We start from the raw sequence: 23,232 nt of genomic DNA, 5'->3' as shown, positions 1-23,232 counted from the left end.
TAACACCAAGTATAAGAATTTTAAGTAAGCTCTTTATATCAAAGCTAATTTTTTTTTGGATGGCGAATTCTTCATCTGTTTATGACTGGTTTCAAGAAAGGCTTGAAATACAAGACATAACTGACGACGTAACTTCCAAGTACGTACCCCCTCACGTAAATATTTTTTATTGTTTAGGAGGCATAACCCTAGTATGCTTCCTAATTCAATTTGCAACAGGTTTTGCAATGACTTTTTACTATAAGCCCACAGTCACACAAGCCTATAGTTCAGTAAGTTATTTGATGACTGATGTAAGTTTTGGATGGTTAATAAGATCTGTTCATAGATGGAGTGCATCTATGATGGTTTTGATGCTAATCCTTCATGTATTTAGGGTTTATCTTACTGGAGGTTTTAAAAGGCCAAGGGAATTGACTTGGGTTACAGGTGTTGTAATGGCAGTTATAACAGTCGCTTTTGGAGTTACAGGATATTCTCTCCCATGGGATCAAGTGGGTTATTGGGCAGTTAAAATCGTTTCAGGTGTACCAGCAGCAATACCTGTGATTGGTGATTTTATGGTTGAGCTTCTTAGGGGTGGAGAAAGTGTTGGACAATCAACACTTACAAGATTTTATAGCCTTCATACTTTTGTACTACCATGGTCATTAGCTGTATTCATGTTGATGCATTTTTTGATGATTCGTAAACAGGGTATTTCAGGTCCTTTATAAACATCTACAATTAAAATATAAATCAGATTCAAAATGTCAACGTTAAAAAAACCAGATCTATCTGACCCCAAATTAAGAGCAAAATTAGCTAAAGGTATGGGTCATAACTATTACGGGGAACCAGCTTGGCCGAATGATCTACTATATATATTTCCTGTTGTTATTTTAGGCACTATTGCTTGTGTGGTTGGACTAGCAGTTCTAGATCCTGCAATGTTAGGAGATAAAGCAAATCCGTTCGCGACCCCTTTGGAAATACTACCTGAATGGTACCTTTACCCAGTTTTTCAAATACTTAGAGTAGTTCCTAACAAACTTTTAGGTATTGCACTTCAAACATTAATTCCACTTGGATTAATGATTTTACCTTTTATAGAAAACGTTAATAAATTTTCAAATCCTTTTAGAAGACCCATAGCAATGTCAGTTTTCTTATTTGGAACTTTTCTAACTATATATCTTGGTATTGGTGCATGTTTACCTATTGATAAATCATTAACTTTAGGATTATTTTAATTTTAAATACTAAACATATCTAAGTCATTATTCTTTTCCCTTAGGAAGTGATTCATTAATAAAAAACCAACAATTGTCCAAGTTTGATAAGTTCTTGATTGTTGGCCTACCCAAGTTCCTGTAGGCCCATCAAAATATTCTGCCCATTCTTGTTTAGGCAATTGATTAAGTTGACACCAATAAGATTCCTCTATTAAAGATTTCATTTCTTCCATAAGAATCACATCATCAGACGCGTAATTTTTTTGATGTAAAAGAACAGCTGTCCCAAAAAACCAAAGTAAACTTGGCCAATGTCCACCGTTGTGGTAGCTCCAAGGCCAATTCTTAGGATCTGATCCAGTTTTATTTTGCCATTCTTCGACATCCATATGAGGATGACAAATCCTCATAGGCATTTGAGCCATCAAATGCTGTCTGTTATGCAAAACCAATCTAAATAAAGCTCTTTGTTCAGTGGGAGGAAGTACTCCAAACATACATGCTAAAGAATTTCCTAAACTGTAAAATCGAAAGTCAGGTCTTCCAGTTCTAATATTTCCTATCAAGTAACCTCCCCTATTCTCTAACCAATCTTGAAGCCATGAGGGGACTACTTGAGGTTGAACATTAAATTCATTGAAGTGTTGATCATCTCCATACTGCTCAGTTGGTCTTCTTCTTAAAATTTGCATTGTTTGGCTAGTAACCCAATAATGTTTTAAGAGAAAACTACCTAAATCTTTGACCCATTGATTTGTAAGAATAAGTCGTTGATCTAAAAGTCTACTTACATGGTCTTCTCTACTTAATTCCATTAAATTTATACAACTTTTTAAACATCCATGAAGTAAAACTTCAACCTCAAGAGGTGCCCCCCATACATCCATGGGTCTATCAATCATAAATGAGCAATCTGGGACAAAGAGTACGGGAGTGCCCTCGAAGGTTGGATGCAGAACTAGATCCAGTAAAAGTTGAATACCTCTTTGAACGCTTTGACTTTTCCCAAAGGCATAATCACCACTTTTATTTACGTAATACCAACATAAAATGGGCCACCATAAACTCGCATCAGCTGAAGTTATCCTTCCTATTGATCTCTGACCATAGTCCCCGATAAGTTTTCCATTTTCTTCAACAAAACTAGTAGGGAAAACACCACGTGTTTGGTAATTAGTACTTTGTAATTCAAGGCATACACTAAGGAATCTTTTTACAATTTCGTACCGCTTTTGGGTTATAAGGTAAATCATCACGGGAACATTGTCTCTCAAAAATATTTCGCCGTAATTTAACTTTTTATTTTTTGTTGGGTGTTCTAATGCAGCAACACTGCCGACGAGCTCACCTGCTATTTCAACTAAAGTCTTTTCGAAGTGTTTTTTTGCATTTGTTACAATTTTTTCCTCATCGGAACTTGGCCTCACCCTTAAATTTTTTTGACTAAATCTTTCTGCCATTTCATTTATATCCCTTTATTCAAGCCTAGTTGTAAAACGAGACTTTGAACAAATAAAAAATTAATAAAAAATTTTTGTATAAAAGGTTGCAAAACTACAGTCGGATGGTTTAGTATTTTCTTCTGGGCAAAATAAAACTTTTTTGCATTATTCATTGATTACTTTAAATCTTATTTTTAGTTAATGAATGAATTTTTTGGAGATTTGATTTCGATCATTATTTTCAGCCAGAAGAAGGGTTTTCCCTTCGAAGTGAGTTATTCACATGTTGTATAACTCTGCACCTAGAAAATTTAAAACTTAGGAACTGATGCTTTTATTGCGTCAAAATTTTACTGATATTAAATTTGGTAATCTTGAGATGTATTTGCAATAAAGGTGTGAGGTCCCGTCAAGAATATATAAATTGTTTTCAATTGCTAACTTTTAGTTTTTTGAAAACTAACGGATCTGAGATCTTGGAAAGTCACTTTGAAATATTTTTAATGTGCACTCAAAGTAATCCTTAATTTTTTAAGGAGGCTGAACCTAAATAAATAAGTTAAACTTACTTTTTATTTGGAGAATGCAATTCATATTGAGTAGATTTATCTACAAAAGGATTTGAACACAACGGAGAGTTTGATCCTGGCTCAGGATGAACGCTGGCGGCGTGCTTAACACATGCAAGTCGAACGAACCTTCGGGTTAGTGGCGGACGGGTGAGTAACGCGTGAGAATCTGCCCTCAGGAGGGGGATAACGGTTGGAAACGACCGCTAATACCCCATATGCCTACTGGTGAAATGAATTTCGCCTGAGGATGAGCTCGCGTCTGATTAGCTTGTTGGTGAGGTAATGGCTCACCAAGGCTTCGATCAGTAGCTGGTCTGAGAGGATGATCAGCCACACTGGGACTGAGACACGGCCCAGACTCCTACGGGAGGCAGCAGTGGGGAATTTTCCGCAATGGGCGAAAGCCTGACGGAGCAACGCCGCGTGAGGGACGAAGGCCTCTGGGCTGTAAACCTCTTTTCTCAAGGAAGAAGATATGACGGTACTTGAGGAATAAGCCACGGCTAATTCCGTGCCAGCAGCCGCGGTAATACGGGAGTGGCAAGCGTTATCCGGAATTATTGGGCGTAAAGCGTCCGCAGGCGGCTTTTCAAGTCTGCTGTTAAAGCGTGGAGCTTAACTCCATCATGGCAGTGGAAACTGAAAGGCTTGAGTATGGTAGGGGCAGAGGGAATTCCCGGTGTAGCGGTGAAATGCGTAGATATCGGGAAGAACACCAGTGGCGAAGGCGCTCTGCTGGGCCATTACTGACGCTCATGGACGAAAGCCAGGGGAGCGAAAGGGATTAGATACCCCTGTAGTCCTGGCCGTAAACGATGAACACTAGGTGTCGGGGGAATCGACCCCTTCGGTGTCGTAGCTAACGCGTTAAGTGTTCCGCCTGGGGAGTACGCACGCAAGTGTGAAACTCAAAGGAATTGACGGGGGCCCGCACAAGCGGTGGAGTATGTGGTTTAATTCGATGCAACGCGAAGAACCTTACCAGGGTTTGACATCCTGCGAACCTCTTAGAAATTTGAGGGTGCCTTCGGGAATGCAGTGACAGGTGGTGCATGGCTGTCGTCAGCTCGTGTCGTGAGATGTTGGGTTAAGTCCCGCAACGAGCGCAACCCACGTTTTTAGTTGCCAGCATTTAGTTGGGCACTCTAGAAAGACCGCCGGTGATAAACCGGAGGAAGGTGTGGATGACGTCAAGTCATCATGCCCCTTACACCCTGGGCTACACACGTACTACAATGCTACGGACAAAGGGCAGCAAACTCGCGAGAGCTAGCAAATCCCATAAACCGTGGCTCAGTTCAGATCGTAGGCTGCAACTCGCCTACGTGAAGTAGGAATCGCTAGTAATCGCAGGTCAGCATACTGCGGTGAATACGTTCCCGGGCCTTGTACACACCGCCCGTCACACCATGGAAGTTGGCCATGCCCGAAGTCGTTACTCCAACCCTTGTGGAGGAGGACGCCGAAGGTGGGGCTAATGACTGGGGTGAAGTCGTAACAAGGTAGCCGTACCGGAAGGTGCGGCTGGATCACCTCCTAACAGGGAGACAACAAAATGTTTAATATTATTATTTTGTCACCTTAGGTCGATCGGTATCTCACGTTCTTAATTTATTAAGAATTTCATTTTCTAAGTTTTTCTAGGTCACACCCATTATTTTCCTGGGCCATTAGCTCAGGTGGTTAGAGCGCACCCCTGATAAGGGTGAGGTCCCTGGTTCAAGTCCAGGATGGCCCATATCTCTATGTTGGGGGTATAGCTCAGTTGGTAGAGCGCCTGCTTTGCAAGCAGGATGTCAGCGGTTCGAGTCCGCTTACCTCCACTGATTACCACCTCTTCCATAATTTGTAGAAAGGAAAATTTTGAGTTGTGATCAAATTCTGAACGAATCTAGCTTCCTAATGAATTCATTAAGATGCTGGACTCATTGAATTAATTTCATTGTTTTCAGAGAACCTTGACAACTGCATAGATTTTTTAAAAAGACAATAAGCATCTTTAATGATGCAGATTTATTATTTGTGCGAATGCATTAATAACAATTCTATTAAGCTGATGCTTCAATTTTGAAGTTATTGGTCAAGCTACAAAGGGCTCACGGAGGATACCTAGGCACACAGAGGCGATGAAGGACGTGGTTACCTGCGATAAGTCTCGGGGAGTTGGAAGCACACTTTGATCCGGGAATTTCCGAATGGGGCAACCCCATGTACGGCCAACTGAATATATAGGTTGGTGCGAGCTAACCCAGCGAACTGAAACATCTTAGTAGCTGGAGGAAGAGAAAGTAAATAACGACTCCCTCAGTAGCGGCGAGCGAACGGGGAACAGCCCAAACCGATAGTCTTGACTATCGGGGTTGTGGGACAGCAATATGGATCAATAAGTCTAGAAGAAACGTTTGAATGGCGTGCCACAGAGGGTGAAAGCCCCGTAATCGAAAGATAAATTGACCTAGCTGTATCCCGAGTAGCACGGAGCACGTGGAATTCCGTGTGAATCTGCGAGGACCACCTCGTAAGGCTAAGTACTACTGTGTGACCGATAGTGAAACAGTACCGCGAGGGAAAGGTGAAAAGAACCCCGGGAGGGGAGTGAAATAGAACATGAAACCGTGAGCTTACAAGCAATGGGAGCCCGACTAATCGGGTGACCGTGTGCCTGTTGAAGAATGAGCCGGCGACTTATAGGCACTGGCGGGTTAAACCGGAAATGGTGGAGCCACAGCGAAAGCGAGTCTTAATAGGGCGTTTGTCAGTGTTTATAGACCCGAACCCTGGTGATCTAACCATGGCCAGGATGAAGCTTGGGTGATACCAAGTGGAGGTCCGAACCGACTGAAGTTGAAAATTCAGCGGATGAGCTGTGGTTAGGGGTGAAATGCCAATCGAACCAGGAGCTAGCTGGTTCTCCCCGAAATACGTTGAGGCGTAGCGTCTAGTGCTCCAGCAGGGGGGTAAAGCAACCATTTCGGTGCGGGCTGCGAAAGCGGTACCAAATCGATATGAACTCTGAATACCCTGTGTGTAACTAGGCAGTCAGACTGTGGGGGATAAGCTCCATAGTCAAGAGGGAAACAGCCCAGACCGCCAGCTAAGGTCCCAAAATTAACGCTAAGTGATAAAGGAGGTGGGATTGCCCAGACAACCAGGAGGTTTGCCTAGAAGCAGCCATCCTCAAAGGAGTGCGTAATAGCTCACTGGTCGAGCGATCCTGCGCCGAAAATGAACGGGGCTAAGCGTTATACCGAAGCTGCGGATAAATTTATTTATGGTAGGGGAGCGTTCTATGTAGGGTGAAGCGTTAGCGTAAGCGGACGTGGACGGCATAGAAGTGAGAATGTCGGCTTGAGTAGCGAAAACATGGGTGAGAATCCCATGCCCCGAAACCCTAAGGGTTCCTCCGGCAGGCTCGTCCGCGGAGGGTTAGTCTGGACCTAAGGCGAGGCCGAAAGGCGTAGTCGATGGATAACAGGTCAATATTCCTGTACCAGATGTGTTTTGAGAAGGGGGACGGAGAAGGCTAGCCAGGCCAGATGTTGGTTACTGGTTCAAGCGTTCAAGGCTTTGAGAGATGGAGAAAACATCTTGAGCTAAGGCGTGAGTACGAGCTGCTACGGCAGCGAAGTTGGTGATGTCATGCTTCCAAGAAAAGCCCTATACTCGTTAAGACACAAATGCCAGTACCCGAAACCGACACAGGTGGGGTGGTAGAGAATACCGAGGGGCGCGAGATAACTCTCTCTAAGGAACTCGGCAAAATGGCCCCGTAACTTCGGGAGAAGGGGTGCCAGCGAGAGCTGGTCGCAGTGAAGAGGCGCAAGCGACTGTTTACCAAAAACACAGGTCTCCGCTAAGTCGCAAGACGATGTATGGGGGCTGACACCTGCCCAGTGCCGGAAGGTTAAGGAAGCTGGTTAGCTTTTAGTGAAGCTGGCGACTGAAGCCCCGGTGAACGGCGGCCGTAACTATAACGGTCCTAAGGTAGCGAAATTCCTTGTCGGGTAAGTTCCGACCCGCACGAAAGGTGTAACGATTTGCGCGCTGTCTCGGAGAGAGGCTCGGCGAAATAGAATTGTCTGTGAAGATGCGGACTACATACACCCGGACAGAAAGACCCTATGAAGCTTTACTGTAGTTTGATATTGTGCTCGGGCTCTGAATGCGCAGAATAGGTGGGAGACGTTGAAATAGTGCTTGTGGGTACTATTGAGTCATCGGTGAGATACCACTCTTTTAGAGCTAGGGTTCTAACGCTTACCCGTTATCCGGGAAGCGGACAGTATCTGATGGGCAGTTTGACTGGGGCGGTCGCCTCCTAAAAGGTAACGGAGGCGCACAAAGGTTCCCTCAGGCTGGTTGGAAATCAGTCGTTGAGTGCAAAAGCAGAAGGGAGCTTGACTGTGAGACCTACAAGTCGAACAGGGACGAAAGTCGGTTTTAGTGATCCGACGGTTCTGCGTGGAAGGGCCGTCGCTCAACGGATAAAAGTTACTCTAGGGATAACAGGCTGATCTCCCCCAAGAGTTCACATCGACGGGGAGGTTTGGCACCTCGATGTCGGCTCATCGCAACCTGGGGCTGAAGTCGGTCCCAAGGGTTGGGCTGTTCGCCCATTAAAGCGGTACGCGAGCTGGGTTCAGAACGTCGTGAGACAGTTCGGTCCATATCCGGTGTATGCGCAGGAATATTGAGAGGATTTCTCCCTAGTACGAGAGGACCGGGAGGAACGCACCTCTGGTGTGCCAGTTATCGTGCCAACGGTAAACGCTGGGTAGCCATGTGCGGAGTGGATAACCGCTGAAAGCATCTAAGTGGGAAGCCCACCTCAAGATGAGTATTGCCATGGCTTAAGCCAGTAAGGTCACGGGAAGAACACCCGTTGATAGGCTCTACGTGGAAGCTTGGTAACAAGTGCAGCGGAGGAGTACTAATAGACCGAGGGCTTGACCAAATAAACTTAATTTATTGTTTTTAATTTATATAATTTCTATGCAGTTCTCAAGGTTCACACTATCCTGGTGTTCATGGCGATGTGGAACCACTCCGATCCATCTCGAACTCGGTTGTGAAACGCATCAGCGGCGAAAATATTTAGGGGGTAGCCCCTTGAGAAAATAGCTCAATGCCAGGTAAAAATATTTAAAAGGGGTTTACTCAGTAAGAGTAAACCCCTTTTTTATTTTTGGCATTTAGGACACCAATGTGTACTTCTTCCAGTAATTTTTTGCCTTTCAATTAAATTTCCACATTTACGACATTTTTTTCCAGTTCTCCTATAGACATTAGTCTGTAAACCAAAATTTCCATTCTCTCCTTCTAAGTCCCTAAAATCGCTAAATGTCGTCCCACCAGAACCTATACTTTTTTTTAATACAGTTACAATTGATTCTTTGAGCTTGATTAATTCGTTCTTTTTTATTGTTCGAGCTTCCCTAAAAGGAGAGATGCCAGCAGTGTATAAACTTTCATCAGCATAAATATTACCTATACCTGCTACTATTGTTTGATCTAGTAATATAGCTTTTATAGATTTTGTTCTTTTTGAAATAACTTTCTTCAGGTAATTTGCATCAAAGTCTTCAGAAAATGGCTCTGGTCCTAATGAACCTAATCCTTTAATTATTTTGTTAAGGGATAGGTCTTTATTAATCCACCACATTTGACCAAAACTTCTTACGTCAATGTACCTAAGCTCATTATTATTTTTATCGAAAAATCTTATTCTTGTATGTTTACAGGGATGACTTGCGTTTTCAATGAATTTAAAATATCCAGTCATTCTTAGATGAACTACAAGAAATCCTTTATTTTGTAAATTTTCTAGAGGAAATTGAGAATTCTCATTTTGAAATTCTTTTAATTGAGCTATTAAATATTTTCCTCTTCTATCCCATTTATAAATAAGTGAGTTCCGCAGTCCTTGAATGAATTCTTCTTTGTTTGTTGGAAACGCAACTGTTGAATCCCTACAGACTTCTACTTTTTTAATAATAAAATTATTCAGTTTTTGCTCTAAACCTCTGCGAACTGTTTCTACTTCCGGTAATTCAGGCAATTATTTAAGCTTTCTCTAATTCACTTTCAGCGAAATTATTTGTATTTGCTCCACCATCAGTTCCGCTTATCCCAGCGTAATTTACTTTATCGAATCTGACTACACAGTTATATTTAATACCTGAGGTATCAACTGAAGCAACTTTACCTATTTCATTATACCAATATGATTCTGGTCTTTTTACTCTTACGAGATCTCCTCTTGAAATTGCCATTACAATTAATTTAACTTTTTGTAGAATAACTCATCATTAATATCCTTAGACAAATTATTCACACATATTAATTAAAAGTTTTTACAAAAATCATTTATTAAATTGTTTTCGAATTCCTCTTTAGCAGGCTTACTTCCCATCCATTTCCTACCAGGTATTCTTACATCTAATTCATTTGTATCACAATTGATTGAAAGAATAAGTTTTTTATTTTCTTGGTTTAGTACGTTTAAAACTTTTCTACCTTTAATATCTTTATATGATTTACTTTGGATAATTAGAGGACCATAAATTTTTTTATCTAACTCAAGTAAGCCATTATTTTTTTTATTTTCAGTTGTTTCATAATTTTCTGAATTAATTGTGTTCTTTTTTCTTATTATGAGCTTTTGACCAACTTCTATTGAATCAGGATTATTGAGATTATTAATCTCTATCAGATCGATTACTTTTAAATCATATTTGTTTGATATCTCAGTAAGATTCTCACCAGTTTGAACAATATGATAACTATTTATTAAATCAGATTGTTTTGTAAGATTTTCAGTAGATTCAGAAATAATAAGGTTTTGGCCAATGAAGATATAATTTTCATCTTTTAAGTTATTCAATTTAATAATTAAATCTTTGTTTATCGAATAGAATTTTGAAATACTTGATAATGTATCTCCACTTTTTACAATATGAATTTTTTTTATTTCGGTATTTTCTTTAGTAATTGATTCTTTTTTAGCAATATTCTCAATTTTATTTTTCGCTGAAAATATTTTTTCTTCTGATTTAATCAAAGAGTGATTAAAAAAATTAATAAATATGGCAATTACTAAAAATGCAAATTTCATAAAACTCACTATTTATTTTAAGATAATCTTTAAATTTAAAATCGCTAGGTTTTTGAAAACAATTTAAGTAATTTAAACCTGAAAAATAAACTTTAGAAATTTCTTTACTCTTTCGTAGGGAGGATACCGCAGATTTAAATCAAATAAAAAACCTTTAAAAGTAATAGATTTTTGATTTGAAAAATTGCGAAACCCCTCTTCACCATGAAATTTACCAATACCACTTTGCCCAACGCCTCCAAAAGGTAAATTTGGAATAAGGACTGGTAACATCACATCATTTATACAAATTGTTCCTGAGCTGGTTACTTTTGAAATATGATTATGGATTCTTTTATTGCCTCCAAATAAGTAGATTGCTAAGGGTTTTGATGTTTGACTAATCTGTTTTAAAGCTGATTCCTTATCATTGATCCCAATTATTGGAAGCAGTGAACTGAATAGTTCTTTCTGCAAAATATCAGTTTCATTTAATTTAGTTCTCAAGATTGTAGGAGATATTTTCAACTTTTTTTTACTAAAAGTACCCCCAAATAAAATTCTTTTTTCTTTTTTATATTGTTTGAGAATTTCTACAGTTGATGTAAATTGCTTTTTCTCCAATTTTGATAAGTTTTCGGAAATAATTGGATTATCTCCGTAAAAACTTACTATGTATTTCTTTAATTTTTCTATAAAAATACTTTCAATTTCTTTATCTACAAAAATATGATTAGGAGCCATGCATGATTGACCAGAATTAAAAAATTTGCCCCAAACAATTCTTTTTGCAGCCACTTCTAAATTTGCATTCTTGAAAACAATTACAGGATTTGTTCCGCTTAATTCAAGAGTTAATGGAGTTAAGTTTTTTGAAGCTAATTTCATTATAGATTTTCCAGTTTCAGTACTTCCTGTAAAAAAAATGTGGTCAAAATTTTGTTCAATTAATTTTATGGATTGTTTATTATCACCCTCTACTGTCATTAGGACATCTTTATGGAAATATTTGGAAGTAAGTTTTTTAATAAGTTTTGAGGTTGCAGGACATTTCTCTGATGGTTTAATAACTGCAGTATTTCCTGCTGAGAAAATATTTACCAATGGCTTTAAAACATAAAGTAATGGATAATTATAAGGACCAAGTATTAATACACACCCAAGAGGTTCATAAATCACTTGGGAGGATGAAGGAAATAAATAAAAAGGTGTCTCAATCTTTTTTGGTCGCATCCAAGAATTGAGTTTCTTTTTTATGAGTGAAATTTCTTCTTTCACTAAAAGGATTTCTGAAAGCCCTTCAATTTCAGATTTACCGAGATCAATAAAAAGTGATTTAATTATCTCTTTTTTATTTTCATCCAAAAGTTTAGAAACTATATTGATATGGTGGATCCGCCATTTTATATCTTCAGTTTTACCAGTGAGAACTGTATTTTTTAATTTATAAATGTCTTCTAAATGAAATTTATCAGAAACTTTCATTTTTTACCTTTGAATATTATTAAATATATCAGAGGTTAATCTTGCAGATAACTAAGGTTTTTAGGCAATTAAATTAAAGCGAATGATTTTATGAGAAATAATCAAATTTATTAATATTGCATGCAAAAATTCAAATTTTTGTTGGTTAGTATATTTCTATGAGGGAAAATTTTTCAATTAGATTGATATCTATAAATGAAATACCAGAAGTCACAAACTGGGCAAGGTTAGAAGGATTTTCTCCTGGAATGGATGATGTATCAATTTATAGAAATACAGATAAACAAGGGGTATGGGTAGCTTGTCTAGATAATAATCCTATAGGCTCTATTGCTTGTATAAAATATAATTCCTCGTATAGTTTTATAGGTTTATTTATCGTTAAAAAAGAATTCCGAAATAATGGATATGGAGTGAGATTGTGGAAACATGCCCTCGGATATTTGAAAAATGTTGATTGTATTGGTCTTGAGGCTGCCCCAGATAGATTGAATGATTACGCAAAGTGGGGGTTTAGAAAATCTTCCATTACAAATCGATGGAAATTAAATGGTTCTCAAGATTTGCCATTGAGAAATTTCTATAAAGATCAATTTCATTCTTTTAAAGTTGTCCCGGGTAATAAAATTTCCGTTGAAGCAGTCTTAATTTATGATGATCAAAGAGAACCTAGTCCCAGACCACATTTTCTAAATGACTGGTTGAAAAATTCTTATGGTAATGTCAGCGCAATTGTCGATAATAATGGGATGTGCCATGGATTTGGCAGAATAAGACCTTGTGTATTGGAGGATAATGAGCAAGGCTGGAGAATCGGCCCCCTTTTAGCGGATACTCCACCACTTGCTGAATTATTAATAAGGGAGTTAATTGGTGATTTAGATGCTCAAATCTTATTGGATTGCTCTAATCTGAATCCTTATGCAAATTATCTTTTATCAAGTTTGGGATTTGAGGAAATATCAAAAACTTACAGAATGTATAAAGGCATTCAACCTCCCTGTCCAATGAATCAAGTATATGGACTTGCCTGCTTGGAGCTGGGGTGATTCCCTTTAAAGCACGCACTTTGCCTTTTGTTTTGTAATAATTTGGAAGTTTGTTAGATTATCCATAAGCTTAACTTTCAGAGGGTTTCAAAATTTTTTCTACAACATCCGCGTTGATTATAGTGATCTCTCCATTATCAATATTGGCAACTTGAAACAAGGTCCATGAATTTGGATTTCTAGCTCCTCCAATACAGTCGATAACTTGACCGACCCAATAATTTTTATTATTTTCATTGGCATTCTCGCAATTTTCTTTTTTAATTGCAACATAATCACCAGGCCTGACGAAAAGAAACTCAGGAGTTGATGAGCTCACAATAAGTAGTTTATAGTATATACGTACTATAGTAAGTTATCAGTTTTGTTGCCGAACTTTGAGTTATTTAGCAAACTAGGGGTAATTCAAAAATAAAATGGAATCAACTGAAATTGTTATATTTTCAACATTATTGGGGTTAATTTTAGCTTTAACTGACGCTTATATAGAAAGAAATATTCCTGGATAATACTTCTAATTCATTTCTTAAATCAAATAAGATTTAAGCTGGTCTAATATGTCTGCACGGTTGGAAACTAATTTAGTAAAAACTAAATATATCAACCCTCCCATTGCGAGCCTTCCATTAATTTTCTCTAATTGCTTTAATTTTCTCAACAGATTACTTTGCAGTTAAACAAAATTTAAAGGGTATAGAAAATAAAAAAGTATTGATTACTTCAAAATTAAAAAAAATTTTTACAAATTTATAGAATATTATTTCAAACAAAAATTAAATTTAAAGCCAAGCCTCTTTCATCTCAAGATATAGCCTCTCGCTCTCTGCAGAATTAATTTTGCTGTCCGAATAGGATTGCTGCTGTTGCTGTTGCTGCTGCTGAGTTGAGTTAGTGTTAGGATTTTTGGTTTCTCTCATTAGAGGGACTAAATATTTGTGTTTATTCTCTCATATTTAGAGCTTTTTTTGTCAACTTAAATTCTTAAATTTTATTTAAATTTTCTAGGTTTTTAATTTTCTTGTTTTGAGTGAAGTTATTTCGCTACAGTAGTTTTGGCATATAGGAATTTAACTTCCCAATATACAATTCCTAGGAAGATAGCACTTGCAATAATAATTTCAGAAATGGCTAACATTTTATTTTTCTATACTAATCTAATTTTGGTATCAATTTACACAGAATGCAATAGGTACTAATTACATTTAAGATTTTAAAAAATCTTATTTAATAAAATAAAGCGTCGAAATAATATAAAATTTTAAGTTAGATACATATTATTTTCGTGGGAAATTTCATAAATTCAACAATTCTCATACCTTTTATACCTTTAGTAACCTCTTTATTTATTTTTATTTTATTGGTAAGTTTTAACAGAACGCTTAACAGGTTAACAAAACCAGTTACTGCACTGGTTTTATTATCTTTATTAAGTTCGGCTTTTATAAGCTCATTTGATTATTTTAAGAAAATAGAAAAAGAAATAGTTTTATCTGAATTTCTCAAATTTTTTCAAGAAAAAAATTTAGTTATACATCTCAATTTATTAAATGAAAAAATTATAATTTTTTTCTCATTAATAATGATATTAATTATTGGAATATCTTTTTATAAATTGCCTAGAAAAAAAGGTTATGTTTCATTGATGGTTAGCCTAGGGTTAATATCTTCTTCGGTGATGCTCTCAATATTGCTAATAGATTTCTCAGCATTAATCTAAACTATAGTAAGCATTGACAAAGCTTCGTTAAGTTCTTGTACATGATTTAATTCATCTTGAGCAATTTCTTTTATTTTTTGATCATTTGGATTAAGTATTAAATATTTGGAATAAGTTTCAAATGCATGCTCTTCGATTTTTATGTTGACGTCATAAGCATTAGCTGGAGAGAAGAAATAATAAAAAACCATGATCCAGTAATAGACAAGAACAAGGTGTCTCGCAAAAAATCTATCAATCCAGAACCTATCTCCTCCTCTTTTCTCCATTTCTTTAAGATGCTCCGTTTCGTTTATAGCTTGATAAAAATGTTCTTTCATTAAAATCATTGTTTTTTCATTTTTAATTCCTAGGGATTCTTTAAAATGAAGAACTGAAAGAAATGCAAAATAAGGTGATCTAGCTATTACTTCTAAAACCCAAAATCTTTGTAAAGATCTACCAGAGTATATGAGGTCTAAGAAGTTAACAGTAATATTCAAAATCAAAGAATTTAATTTCTTCATGAATTTGGTTTTCTTTAAGTATAATTACTCAGCTACTCGAGGGCTATAATGTATTTAAGTAATTAACTAAAAATTAATATTTATAGCCTAAAAGTTGTTTTTTTCATTGAAATATTTTTTTTTCATGCATTAATTGGATAGATAAAAATTTTATATGACAACTACTGAAAAAATTGCAAATGCAAAAAAGAGGATTGATGAATTAGAAAGACTTATAAAATATTGGTATGATTCAGAATATGATGAGGCGAAAATAGTAAATTTGAAAAGGAACATCGAAAAGAAAGTGGCTTAGATTGTGATGATTAAGGCTGATTAACTTTTATCTACTTAAAGTGATTTAATATCTTTGAGGCTCCGTATATTATTTAATTTTTAAATAGAGCAATTAAACCTATTCTCAAAAACAGTAAGGAACAAATAATGTAAAAGAAAAATCTATATGAAAGCTTTTTCAAAAAAATATTATTTAGTTCCGATTAAATTTATACCATGGGTTTTTTGGATATTTATATCTTTTTTGAGTATATATTTGTGTAAAGTAGCCTGGGTAAGTTGAATAATCAATGCATCTAGCTTCTCCTTAGCCAACCAGGAGCACCGCCAAACCAATCCGATATATCATCTTCATTTGGGTTGAAATGATTTTCTTTATCTAGTCCATCTATCCCAAATGATTGTATGAGGTTATCAATCCCCCCATCATTTTTTGTACCATTCCTTCTAAAGCTGTTAGCTTTTTTCAGCCAAAGAGAAATTGTCGAATTATGGTGTGCAAATTTCTCAACATATATCCTCTCTTCTAATGTAATTGATTTATCTTGAGCAATTCTTTTAATTATTCCTTGGATTTTGAGTCTTTTTGCATTACTAAGAAGCATTTTTGATCAATTCATTATTCTTTTTATAGGAAGGATTACTAAATATATCTTGTCAATGTTAATTTCAACAAATTAACAATTTTAAGAGGTTTTTAAGCAAGAAAAGTCTTAAGACACTAAAAAAAGGGATCAATAAGTTACTAATGATACTTTTATTCATTTATCAAACTTATAATTCCTACAAATTAGATAAAAAAAATCAATCCATTCTCAAAGACACTTTAAAATCAAGAAAAGTCGATAGAGTTGTTGCATAATAGTAAAACTGTACTATTATTAGTACAGATGTATTATTAAGACATGAAAGTGATTTCATCTTCTCCTTATGCCCCTTTTAATTCCAAAGAGTGGAATTTTCTAATAAGCAAAAATGTAAAGTTTGAAAATACTCCAATAAAGATTCAAAAAAAATTTTATAGAACTTTTACTCTAAAAAAGATTGAAAAAGATAAACTTTTGCAAGAGAAGAATGAATTGCACCAGCAAATGCAACTTGTATTAGGATAGAAAAATATTAACTAACAATCTTTTTATTGAATATTATTTTACGAGATCCAATTTTTTGTTAGATTAGTAGAAATACAAGAAGGATTTAATTTGGCTGTTGATCGAGAACTTTTAAAAGAAGTTACCCAAGAACTTTGGAATACTGTAAAAAAACTAAGACCTGAAATAGATCGGCAAACTCGACTTCAATTAGTTTTAAAGGCCTTATTAACTATTGGAGATTTGCCAGATCAAATGCAGGCTGCCATGGTAGTAGGCGTTTGCGCAGAAATGGATAAGAGTGATGTTGATAATGATGAAACTAGTTCACAAGCTAAAGATTCAAGCGCAGTTGATACTTCTACAGGCAGGAAAGTAGTTAGAAGAAGTTCAGCTAAATAAACCTTAAACGATCATCCTTTAATTTTCTTTGATTCGTTTTTATTAAGTCTATTGAATAGGTAAAATGAAATTACAAGTAAGAGAGGAACGAATATTGAATGTAAAGTCATCATTAATTCTTGTTGACCCATTCCTATAAGATTTGACTCGTTTGGAAGTTGTTCTGACCAAGTGCCAACTAAATGCCAGGCTTGAGGAAATGATAAGAAAAACATATAAGAGTTATAAGTTAAGTTTATGTTCAGATAAAGATTATCATTATTGAACGTTTTTGCTTTCTTTATTCTTATTTCTTAACTAAGAATTTGTAGAATTATAAAAAAGAACTTTATTCATAAATTGATTTTCTTAAGAAGAGTTTTAAATTCTTTTTTACCAATAATTTTTTCAGCTGCGTAAGCACCACTTGCTGAAACAGCTGGAATTCCAATACCTGGAAATGTACTTGCACCGCAAGTAAATAAATTTTTCACTGGAGTTTTGCAGCCTGGGAAAAGACCTTTTGCTGCAGATAATGCAGGACCGTAACTACCGCAATAGGTATTGGTGAATTTTTTATGAGTGATTGGGGTTCCTAGCATCTTTAACTCAATCCTTTCATCTATATCAGGGATGAATTTTCGCACTGCATTAAGGAATATTGAACATCTTTCTTCTTTCAAATTTCTATATTCTAGTTCCTTTGGATTTAAGTTTTCCCAAATTTCCCAAGGTTCATTTGCTGGAGTATATCCATGAAGAACATGTTTTCCTTCAGGGGCCATATTTTTATCTAAAACAGATGGGATTGAAAATACAGCTATATTTCTTTCTGCGGTTATACCTTTTCCCCAATCATCAACATGTATCGCATGTATTGGCAAATTTTCAAGACCATCAGCATCAAAACCTAGATGTATATGAAGAAAAGAATCACATTTATTAGGGTTCAAAACTTTTGTATTCCATTTTTTTAAAATTTCATTTGGAATTAACTTTTTAAAATTCCAAACATCAGTATTCGTGACAACAGATTCACAACTATAACTAGAACCATTATTAAGAGTTATACCTGTGGCTAAATTTTTATTGAAGTTAATTGTCTTTACTCTCGAAGAAAGAATTAATTCTCCTCCATTTTTTTTAAATCCATTTATTAAGGCTTTTACGATAGATTCACTACCTCCTTTGGGGTATTCAAGGTATGAATTTGGTTCAAACCATTCGTTAAATAAAGTAGCCATCGCAGCTGTATTTGTATCATGCATTGACATACCACTTATCAAAAAGCTCAATAAATCAACCCAATTTCTGAGAAAAGGATCCTCTAGATGATTATTAACTAAATTCCCAAAGCCTTTATTAATTTTTGGTATTTGATTGATATTAGGTAAAAATTTTGAGGTTAAATTTATTAGATCTAAGAAATTTATTGATTCGGGAGAAAATGAGAGTAAAGGTATTTCATTTATTATTTGGCTAAGAGGTTTTATTCCGGAAATAAATGATTCCCATTCTTTAACAGATTTCTCACCTCTTAAAGTTTTAATTGTTTGTTTAAAAGGTTCTTCCCCCACATCAAGATTAAAATTGCCTTCTGGAACAATTACTTGCCAACCTTTGTATTGTAATAGTTCAACTTCTTCATCAAGTAATTTAAGAATTTGCCCTAGGGGATTTGTTGTCGGCCATTTACCTATTCCACTCCACAATGAAGGACCTGATTCGAAAGTGTAACCTTTTTTTTTGAAACTGTGAGCAACACCTCCGGGCTGGGAATGTGCTTCACATATAAGTACTGTTTTGCCTGATAAAGCTAAAATTGAACCACAGCATAAACCACCTATTCCACTACCTATTATTACAACGTCGTATTTGTCCATTAAATATCTACTTTACTCTTCTCGTAAAACTTATACGTTTTAGACAAATGTATTGGTAGAAGTTGTAATACTTAGAACAACAGCAAGGAAAAAAATGTAAGGGACAGCCTTAAGAGGTATATATCCTTGGCTTTTAGAGATGAAATCCATTAATTTAGTTACTTTATGTAAATATATTAACGAGATCTTGTTCCTTATGTGTGCCAAAAAATTATTTTTTTGGAAATATATTGAAACAAAGAAATCTTTTTGGAGAGATTTTATAACTAAGAACATTTTTTATGAAGTTATCTTAGTATTTGATTCTTAGATTAAAATCTATTATGAAACACTTTCCTGATATTAATGAGATAAAACTATTAGAAAAAAATTCTCAAAAAAATGGTAGCGGAATTCTATATGAGGAATTGTTAGGAATATGGAAGTTTATGTATGTATGGGGAAAGGAGTCAGATGAAATAAAAAATATATCCAGTTCCATTCTCCAAGTATTGTCGGCAAGACTCGAATTGAAAAGTAAAAATAAAGAGGATCAAATAAATTATTTAATAAAAAACTCAATTAATTTCGGATTATTAAATATAACTTTTATAGGCAGCGCAGAATTAAAAGGGATTAGACCTTTATTGGCTTTCTATTTTGAAGAATTGAAAATTAGTATTAGTAGTTTTCCTATATTTAATAAGGTATTAAAAAAACCAGAAGATAAAAAAATGCCTTTTTTCTCACTTGTAGGAATTAGCACTAAAGATAATTGGTTATGTGCTCGAGGCAGGGGCGGAGGGCTTGCAATATGGGTTAAGTCTTAATTTAGTGGTATTCTCCTGGATGATCTACCTTTCTTACTGTAACTTTATCAACTTTTTGTCCATTAAATCTTAAGAGATCATCTCCTGAAAAGTCATAACCTAAGCGTTGACCTATTAGGGCTACATCATCTGCTGTAGAAGATGTTGTAACTTGCTTTTTTAATTCTTCATCAGATTGCATCTTAATTAAAAATTTTCTTATTTCAGAAAAACTCATTACTAGAATTTGATTGATTGATGTTAAAGAAATTTATAAAATCTTTTTCTTAGCAAGAACAAGATAAATAGATAATTATTATACTATTTTTATGACTTACTTATTCCTCTATATAATTGGCATAATTTTAATATGGTGGATATATCGTGTCGGTTGGCTTGAGGCGCTCAAAACAGTAGTTAAAGTTATAGTTCCCTCAGCGCTTATTATTTTATTTAACATAAAAGCCGGAAGATTACTTTTTAAAAGTCCTGTAGTCGGTTTACTAAGCGCTTTGCCTACCTCTATTTTTATTTTTAGAGGTTCATTACCTTTAGTTAGTTATATAAATAATTGGATTGAAAATAAAATAAATAAGTATGTTGATTCGGAAGTTATAGATACTGATTCTGTTCCTTTAGATGATTAATTTAATCAAATCCAAGAAATAATTCTTTGTGTACAACAAGAACATCAAACAAAGTTGTTCCATGAATAGGACTTAATGGGATTTTGTCTATATTCAATGCTTCTGCGCAAATTAAATGAGCATCCCATTTTGTATTGTGATCACTTATTTCAATTGACCACTCAATTACTTTTTTGAAATGATCTGGCATCTCCGAACCAATTTTTCTGCAAATTTGACATAGAACTGATAAAAGAGGAGGTTTTGATGGCCTTTTTAAATCTTTAACAAGACTAGTTTGTGTAAAAACACTTGTATAGCGGATGTAATCTATCAATTCATATTCTTCTTTAGTAAGAGCTGCTTTATCTAATGCTCTTTCAAATTCTTCTATTGGGGTTATGGGCCTATCCAAGATATTATTTTTTGCTGTTTTCTGAATCTATTTTTTCTTGATTAATTTCATTGGTTTGATTGCTTTCTATAGATTTAGGAGATTCATCTTTATCTTCTTCGTTCATAACTTGGTCGATTTCATTTTGAAATTCATTCGACGCTTTTTTAAGACTTTTCAAAGTTTTACCAAGCTGTTTTCCTAATTCTGGAAGCTTTTTTGGACCAAAAATTAAAAGAGCTAAGATAAGTATTACAGTAACTTCAGGCAAACCTACACCAAAAATATTCATAACTGATAACTGTTTAACTAATTAGGAAATCTACTATTAAATATAGTCAAATCATGTGAAAATTTCATTCTCGGGACAGCTTTTTTAATATTAAAAAATTTTGAAAAATATTATTGTTATTAATACTCCTTTAAAGAAAACTAACCAAAGTAATTGATAATCACTCAATTTTAATTTTTTTTGGTACCAATTTATAAAAGTTTTATGTTTGTCTATTAATTTTCTCATTTTCAACGAGATTATTTATTACTATCACTTATTTTATCTTAATTTCATTTATTATTATTTTATAGAGATCATAGATCCAACCCAATTAGATCATTCTATTAAACTTTAATCTTTTATTAAATTAATTTTTTTCTAAATTATTGAAACTATTCGCTAAATATTTACTATTTAAACAAATGAAGTACTTATTTGTAGTTTTTTACCTTTTTTTTCTAATTTATCCAGCTGAAGCCGTTACCACAAAAATGTTTAAAGTATTGGATACGTGTGCAAGATATCGACTCGGTGAGATTAATGCTAATGAGGCTATAGAAAAGCTAAAATTAAAATTAACAAATTCTTCAACTAGTAAGCCAAAGGACCTAGTAAAAAAATATTGCTCAGTATTTACTCCAAATGAAAAAATTGAATTTTAATCTTTGCAATACATATTTAATTATTCTTTTTTGAATAATCTTTCGCTTTGTTTCGTATTTCTTTAACTTTTTTAAAATTAGTTATTTTTAAGTTAAAAATAACTCCCAAAAAAAGAAAAAGAAATAAAGAAATATAAATTATTAATTCCATATTATTGAATTAATAAATTCACCTTATTTAAATTTACCCTAGTTTATTTCAATAATTTTTTAGTATCTTTTAAAACAAAAAAACTGACTTTAATAGCAGTTATTTACTTTACGGCCACAAAAAAAACATATTAACCTCTAATATGGAACTTTATAAGAACTATTGTGCAGATTGGAGATAAAATTCCAGAATTTTCTTTACTGGATCAAAATGGAGTTAAAAGATCAAATAAGGGATTAAAAAATCCCCTAGTTTTGTTTTTTTATCCAAAAGATGATACGCCTGGTTGCACTATAGAAGTTTGCGGATTTAGAGATAAATATGACTTATTTAAAGTATTAGGTGCGCAAGTTTGGGGAGTAAGTAATGGAAGTACCTCAAGTCATTTGGCATTTGCTAATAAAAATAAATTACAATATCCACTACTTTGCGACACAAATGACTCTCTTAGGAAAACTTTTAAAGTTCCTAAAGTATTAGGTTTTATGGATGGTAGGGTAACTTACGTTATTGATCGCAAAGGGACAGTTAGGCATATTTTTAGAGATTTATTGAATGGTCCTGAACACATTAAAGAGGCTATTAGAGTACTTAAAGAAATTCAAAATCAATAAATTATTATGCAAAGAATTCTAGATTAATAACTTTTGTTTTATTATGGTTTCAGCTTTTTTTTAATTTATGCAGAAAATGGGAATGCAGGCTGTTGATCTTGCTATTCAAAATGGAGTGGATCTTGACGGTACTCCAATCCCTAAAAAAATGCTAGATCTATACAATAGAATTATGGATGAGGAGAATAAAAGACAAAGGAGTGGTGTTAAAAAATCAATGAGAAATAGATGCGTCAAAACAGGTTCTAAGCATTTTGATAAAGAAACATTGAATCAATTATTAATAGACTCGGGATGGGAAGGTCTTAAAGAAAAGGAAATTTTATTTTTTTATAACTAAAAAAAATTTTTTTAATTATCTAAAAAATCATTTATGGGAATTATTTATTTAAATTAAGAAACTGATAACTAGTTAAATATTTTTTTTGATCTAATTTTTTGAATTATTTAAACCATCCTTTTTTTTTAGAAGAAATTATTTTCTCTTTTTCAGCTTTTGTTTTATTATTTGCTTTTTTGAAAGCTAAGTTGGCTTCTATAACTGTAACAATTGATATGAAAAAAAGACCAGAAATTCCAATTATTTGTTCACTTTGAGAGGGTTCTGACTCTCCTTGTAAAAAAAAACCTAAAGCGAACCATGCAGTACTAGCAGTGATTGTAAAAAAGTAGGGTTTCCATCTTCTTTGATATAAGTAACCCGATCCTAAACCAGGAAGAAAATTTAAAAAAGATGCTACCCACCCTTTTGAAGATGCAAGTATTACGTCTCTTGAGGGATAAGACATCTATGTTAGGTATTTATTAAATGTGAATTTATGTAAGCAAAAGATATTGCTGCACAAATTATCCAGCTAAAGGGTAAGAACATTCTTATTTTTTCTTTATTTCTATCCATCCATTAATTATGGAAAATATTTTTAAAATCTGTGGATTTAATGGATACCTTAAGATTAAAAGAATTAAAAAAGACGGTTAAAAACCGTCTTTGGAAAAAGTAGTTTCGCTAAAAAT

At 34.3% G+C, this 23,232-nt stretch carries 26 protein-coding genes, 2 tRNA genes and 3 rRNA genes; 17 read left to right on the top strand and 14 right to left on the bottom strand.

The features are described from left to right. Positions 1-59: 59 nt before the first annotated feature. On the top strand, positions 60-716 hold the full coding sequence (locus tag JJ842_03520) for a cytochrome b6 (GenBank protein ID MBO6970980.1): 657 nt from the start codon (positions 60-62) through the stop codon (positions 714-716). A gap of 33 nt (positions 717-749) precedes the next feature. Then, entirely contained in the window at positions 750-1,232 is a 483-nt protein-coding gene (locus JJ842_03515; protein MBO6970979.1) for a cytochrome b6-f complex subunit IV, read from the top strand. Positions 1,233-1,234: 2 nt separating this feature from the next. Here JJ842_03515 and JJ842_03510 read toward each other — a convergent pair whose 3' ends face one another. Continuing rightward, positions 1,235-2,674, bottom strand: a complete 1,440-nt coding sequence (locus tag JJ842_03510; GenBank protein ID MBO6970978.1) for a glycoside hydrolase 100 family protein — start codon at positions 2,672-2,674, stop codon at positions 1,235-1,237. Between the two features lie 609 nt (positions 2,675-3,283). Between JJ842_03510 and JJ842_03505 the strand changes: the two genes are divergently transcribed. From JJ842_03505 to rrf, 5 genes are all read left to right on the top strand, one after another. Next, positions 3,284-4,768, top strand: a 16S ribosomal RNA gene (locus JJ842_03505). Positions 4,769-4,892: 124 nt separating this feature from the next. Continuing rightward, positions 4,893-4,966: transfer RNA gene (locus JJ842_03500), tRNA-Ile, on the top strand. Positions 4,967-4,978: 12 nt separating this feature from the next. Further along, a tRNA-Ala gene (locus tag JJ842_03495) sits at positions 4,979-5,051 on the top strand. 255 nt (positions 5,052-5,306) lie between these two features. Beyond that, positions 5,307-8,182, top strand: a 23S ribosomal RNA gene (locus JJ842_03490). 63 nt (positions 8,183-8,245) lie between these two features. Beyond that, a 5S ribosomal RNA gene (rrf, locus tag JJ842_03485) occupies positions 8,246-8,362 on the top strand. The 16S, 23S and 5S rRNA genes sit together here with 2 tRNA genes alongside, the layout of an rRNA operon. Before the next feature lie 45 nt (positions 8,363-8,407). On the opposite strand, the gene JJ842_03480 is transcribed toward rrf, so the two are convergent. The 4 genes from JJ842_03480 to JJ842_03465 form a co-directional block, all read right to left on the bottom strand. After that, positions 8,408-9,286, bottom strand: coding sequence for a DNA-formamidopyrimidine glycosylase (locus JJ842_03480; GenBank protein ID MBO6970977.1), 879 nt, complete (start codon positions 9,284-9,286; stop codon positions 8,408-8,410). A gap of 4 nt (positions 9,287-9,290) precedes the next feature. Then, on the bottom strand, positions 9,291-9,500 hold the full coding sequence (locus JJ842_03475; protein MBO6970976.1) for a photosystem I reaction center subunit IV: 210 nt from the start codon (positions 9,498-9,500) through the stop codon (positions 9,291-9,293). Between the two features lie 71 nt (positions 9,501-9,571). Then, the gene (locus JJ842_03470) at positions 9,572-10,342 is read right to left on the bottom strand and encodes a LysM peptidoglycan-binding domain-containing protein (GenBank protein MBO6970975.1); all 771 of its coding nucleotides are present in this window, start codon (positions 10,340-10,342) and stop codon (positions 9,572-9,574) included. 72 nt (positions 10,343-10,414) lie between these two features. Continuing rightward, a complete protein-coding gene (locus JJ842_03465) occupies positions 10,415-11,806 on the bottom strand; it encodes an aldehyde dehydrogenase family protein (GenBank protein ID MBO6970974.1) in 1,392 nt (463 codons plus the stop codon). 158 nt (positions 11,807-11,964) lie between these two features. Between JJ842_03465 and JJ842_03460 the strand changes: the two genes are divergently transcribed. After that, positions 11,965-12,855 (top strand): GNAT family N-acetyltransferase, encoded by an 891-nt coding sequence (locus JJ842_03460; protein MBO6970973.1) that lies wholly within the window; start codon positions 11,965-11,967, stop codon positions 12,853-12,855. A gap of 70 nt (positions 12,856-12,925) precedes the next feature. Here JJ842_03460 and JJ842_03455 read toward each other — a convergent pair whose 3' ends face one another. Continuing rightward, positions 12,926-13,174: a DUF3104 domain-containing protein gene (locus tag JJ842_03455; GenBank protein ID MBO6970972.1), complete on the bottom strand. Its 249-nt coding sequence runs from the start codon at positions 13,172-13,174 to the stop codon at positions 12,926-12,928. A gap of 963 nt (positions 13,175-14,137) precedes the next feature. Here JJ842_03455 and JJ842_03450 point away from each other — a divergent pair. After that, positions 14,138-14,572: an NADH-quinone oxidoreductase gene (locus tag JJ842_03450; protein MBO6970971.1), complete on the top strand. Its 435-nt coding sequence runs from the start codon at positions 14,138-14,140 to the stop codon at positions 14,570-14,572. Here the strand turns inward: JJ842_03450 and JJ842_03445 are convergent. Continuing rightward, positions 14,569-15,078, bottom strand: a complete 510-nt coding sequence (locus JJ842_03445) for a plastoquinol terminal oxidase (protein MBO6970970.1) — start codon at positions 15,076-15,078, stop codon at positions 14,569-14,571. The genes JJ842_03450 and JJ842_03445 overlap by 4 nt on opposite strands. A 154-nt stretch (positions 15,079-15,232) precedes the next feature. On the opposite strand from JJ842_03445, the gene JJ842_03440 reads away from it, so the two are divergent. Beyond that, on the top strand, positions 15,233-15,373 hold the full coding sequence (locus JJ842_03440; GenBank protein MBO6970969.1) for a hypothetical protein: 141 nt from the start codon (positions 15,233-15,235) through the stop codon (positions 15,371-15,373). 277 nt (positions 15,374-15,650) lie between these two features. Here JJ842_03440 and JJ842_03435 read toward each other — a convergent pair whose 3' ends face one another. Further along, positions 15,651-15,959, bottom strand: coding sequence for a hypothetical protein (locus JJ842_03435; GenBank protein MBO6970968.1), 309 nt, complete (start codon positions 15,957-15,959; stop codon positions 15,651-15,653). 300 nt (positions 15,960-16,259) lie between these two features. Here JJ842_03435 and JJ842_03430 point away from each other — a divergent pair, with 300 nt between their 5' ends. Next, positions 16,260-16,466 (top strand): hypothetical protein, encoded by a 207-nt coding sequence (locus tag JJ842_03430; protein ID MBO6970967.1) that lies wholly within the window; start codon positions 16,260-16,262, stop codon positions 16,464-16,466. A 90-nt stretch (positions 16,467-16,556) separates the two neighbouring features. Further along, on the top strand, positions 16,557-16,847 hold the full coding sequence (locus JJ842_03425) for a TIGR03894 family protein (protein ID MBO6970966.1): 291 nt from the start codon (positions 16,557-16,559) through the stop codon (positions 16,845-16,847). An 11-nt stretch (positions 16,848-16,858) separates the two neighbouring features. On the opposite strand, the gene JJ842_03420 is transcribed toward JJ842_03425, so the two are convergent. Both JJ842_03420 and JJ842_03415 read right to left on the bottom strand, forming a co-directional pair. Beyond that, entirely contained in the window at positions 16,859-17,062 is a 204-nt protein-coding gene (locus tag JJ842_03420) for a hypothetical protein (protein ID MBO6970965.1), read from the bottom strand. 117 nt (positions 17,063-17,179) lie between these two features. Next, entirely contained in the window at positions 17,180-18,709 is a 1,530-nt protein-coding gene (locus JJ842_03415; protein MBO6970964.1) for an FAD-dependent oxidoreductase, read from the bottom strand. Positions 18,710-19,032: 323 nt separating this feature from the next. On the opposite strand from JJ842_03415, the gene JJ842_03410 reads away from it, so the two are divergent. Beyond that, entirely contained in the window at positions 19,033-19,518 is a 486-nt protein-coding gene (locus tag JJ842_03410; GenBank protein ID MBO6970963.1) for a hypothetical protein, read from the top strand. Position 19,519: 1 nt separating this feature from the next. Here JJ842_03410 and JJ842_03405 read toward each other — a convergent pair whose 3' ends face one another. Then, positions 19,520-19,735, bottom strand: a complete 216-nt coding sequence (locus JJ842_03405; GenBank protein MBO6970962.1) for a Nif11-like leader peptide family natural product precursor — start codon at positions 19,733-19,735, stop codon at positions 19,520-19,522. A gap of 91 nt (positions 19,736-19,826) precedes the next feature. Here JJ842_03405 and JJ842_03400 point away from each other — a divergent pair, with 91 nt between their 5' ends. Continuing rightward, on the top strand, positions 19,827-20,144 hold the full coding sequence (locus JJ842_03400; GenBank protein MBO6970961.1) for a hypothetical protein: 318 nt from the start codon (positions 19,827-19,829) through the stop codon (positions 20,142-20,144). A gap of 1 nt (position 20,145) precedes the next feature. Here the strand turns inward: JJ842_03400 and JJ842_03395 are convergent, their stop codons facing one another. After that, positions 20,146-20,538, bottom strand: a complete 393-nt coding sequence (locus JJ842_03395; protein ID MBO6970960.1) for a hypothetical protein — start codon at positions 20,536-20,538, stop codon at positions 20,146-20,148. 4 nt (positions 20,539-20,542) lie between these two features. Then, positions 20,543-20,809 (bottom strand): TatA/E family twin arginine-targeting protein translocase, encoded by a 267-nt coding sequence (locus tag JJ842_03390; GenBank protein MBO6970959.1) that lies wholly within the window; start codon positions 20,807-20,809, stop codon positions 20,543-20,545. Positions 20,810-21,213: 404 nt separating this feature from the next. On the opposite strand from JJ842_03390, the gene JJ842_03385 reads away from it, so the two are divergent. The 3 genes from JJ842_03385 to JJ842_03375 all read left to right on the top strand — a co-directional run bounded on the left by JJ842_03385 (position 21,214) and on the right by JJ842_03375 (position 22,558). Then, positions 21,214-21,453 carry a non-structural protein (NS2)-like protein gene (locus JJ842_03385; GenBank protein ID MBO6970958.1) on the top strand — a complete coding sequence of 80 codons (240 nt, stop codon included), beginning with the start codon at positions 21,214-21,216 and terminating at the stop codon, positions 21,451-21,453. Between the two features lie 315 nt (positions 21,454-21,768). Continuing rightward, positions 21,769-22,218, top strand: coding sequence for a peroxiredoxin (locus JJ842_03380; protein ID MBO6970957.1), 450 nt, complete (start codon positions 21,769-21,771; stop codon positions 22,216-22,218). A 67-nt stretch (positions 22,219-22,285) separates the two neighbouring features. Beyond that, positions 22,286-22,558 (top strand): DUF4090 family protein, encoded by a 273-nt coding sequence (locus JJ842_03375; protein ID MBO6970956.1) that lies wholly within the window; start codon positions 22,286-22,288, stop codon positions 22,556-22,558. Between the two features lie 103 nt (positions 22,559-22,661). On the opposite strand, the gene JJ842_03370 is transcribed toward JJ842_03375, so the two are convergent. After that, positions 22,662-23,006, bottom strand: a complete 345-nt coding sequence (locus JJ842_03370) for a hypothetical protein (GenBank protein ID MBO6970955.1) — start codon at positions 23,004-23,006, stop codon at positions 22,662-22,664. Between the last annotated feature and the right edge of the window lie 226 nt (positions 23,007-23,232).

Source organism: Prochlorococcus marinus CUG1433 (genome assembly GCA_017644425.1).
GTDB classification, from domain to species: Bacteria; Cyanobacteriota; Cyanobacteriia; order PCC-6307; family Cyanobiaceae; genus Prochlorococcus_A; species Prochlorococcus_A marinus_U.
This window is presented reverse-complemented; position numbering and strand designations above follow the sequence as displayed.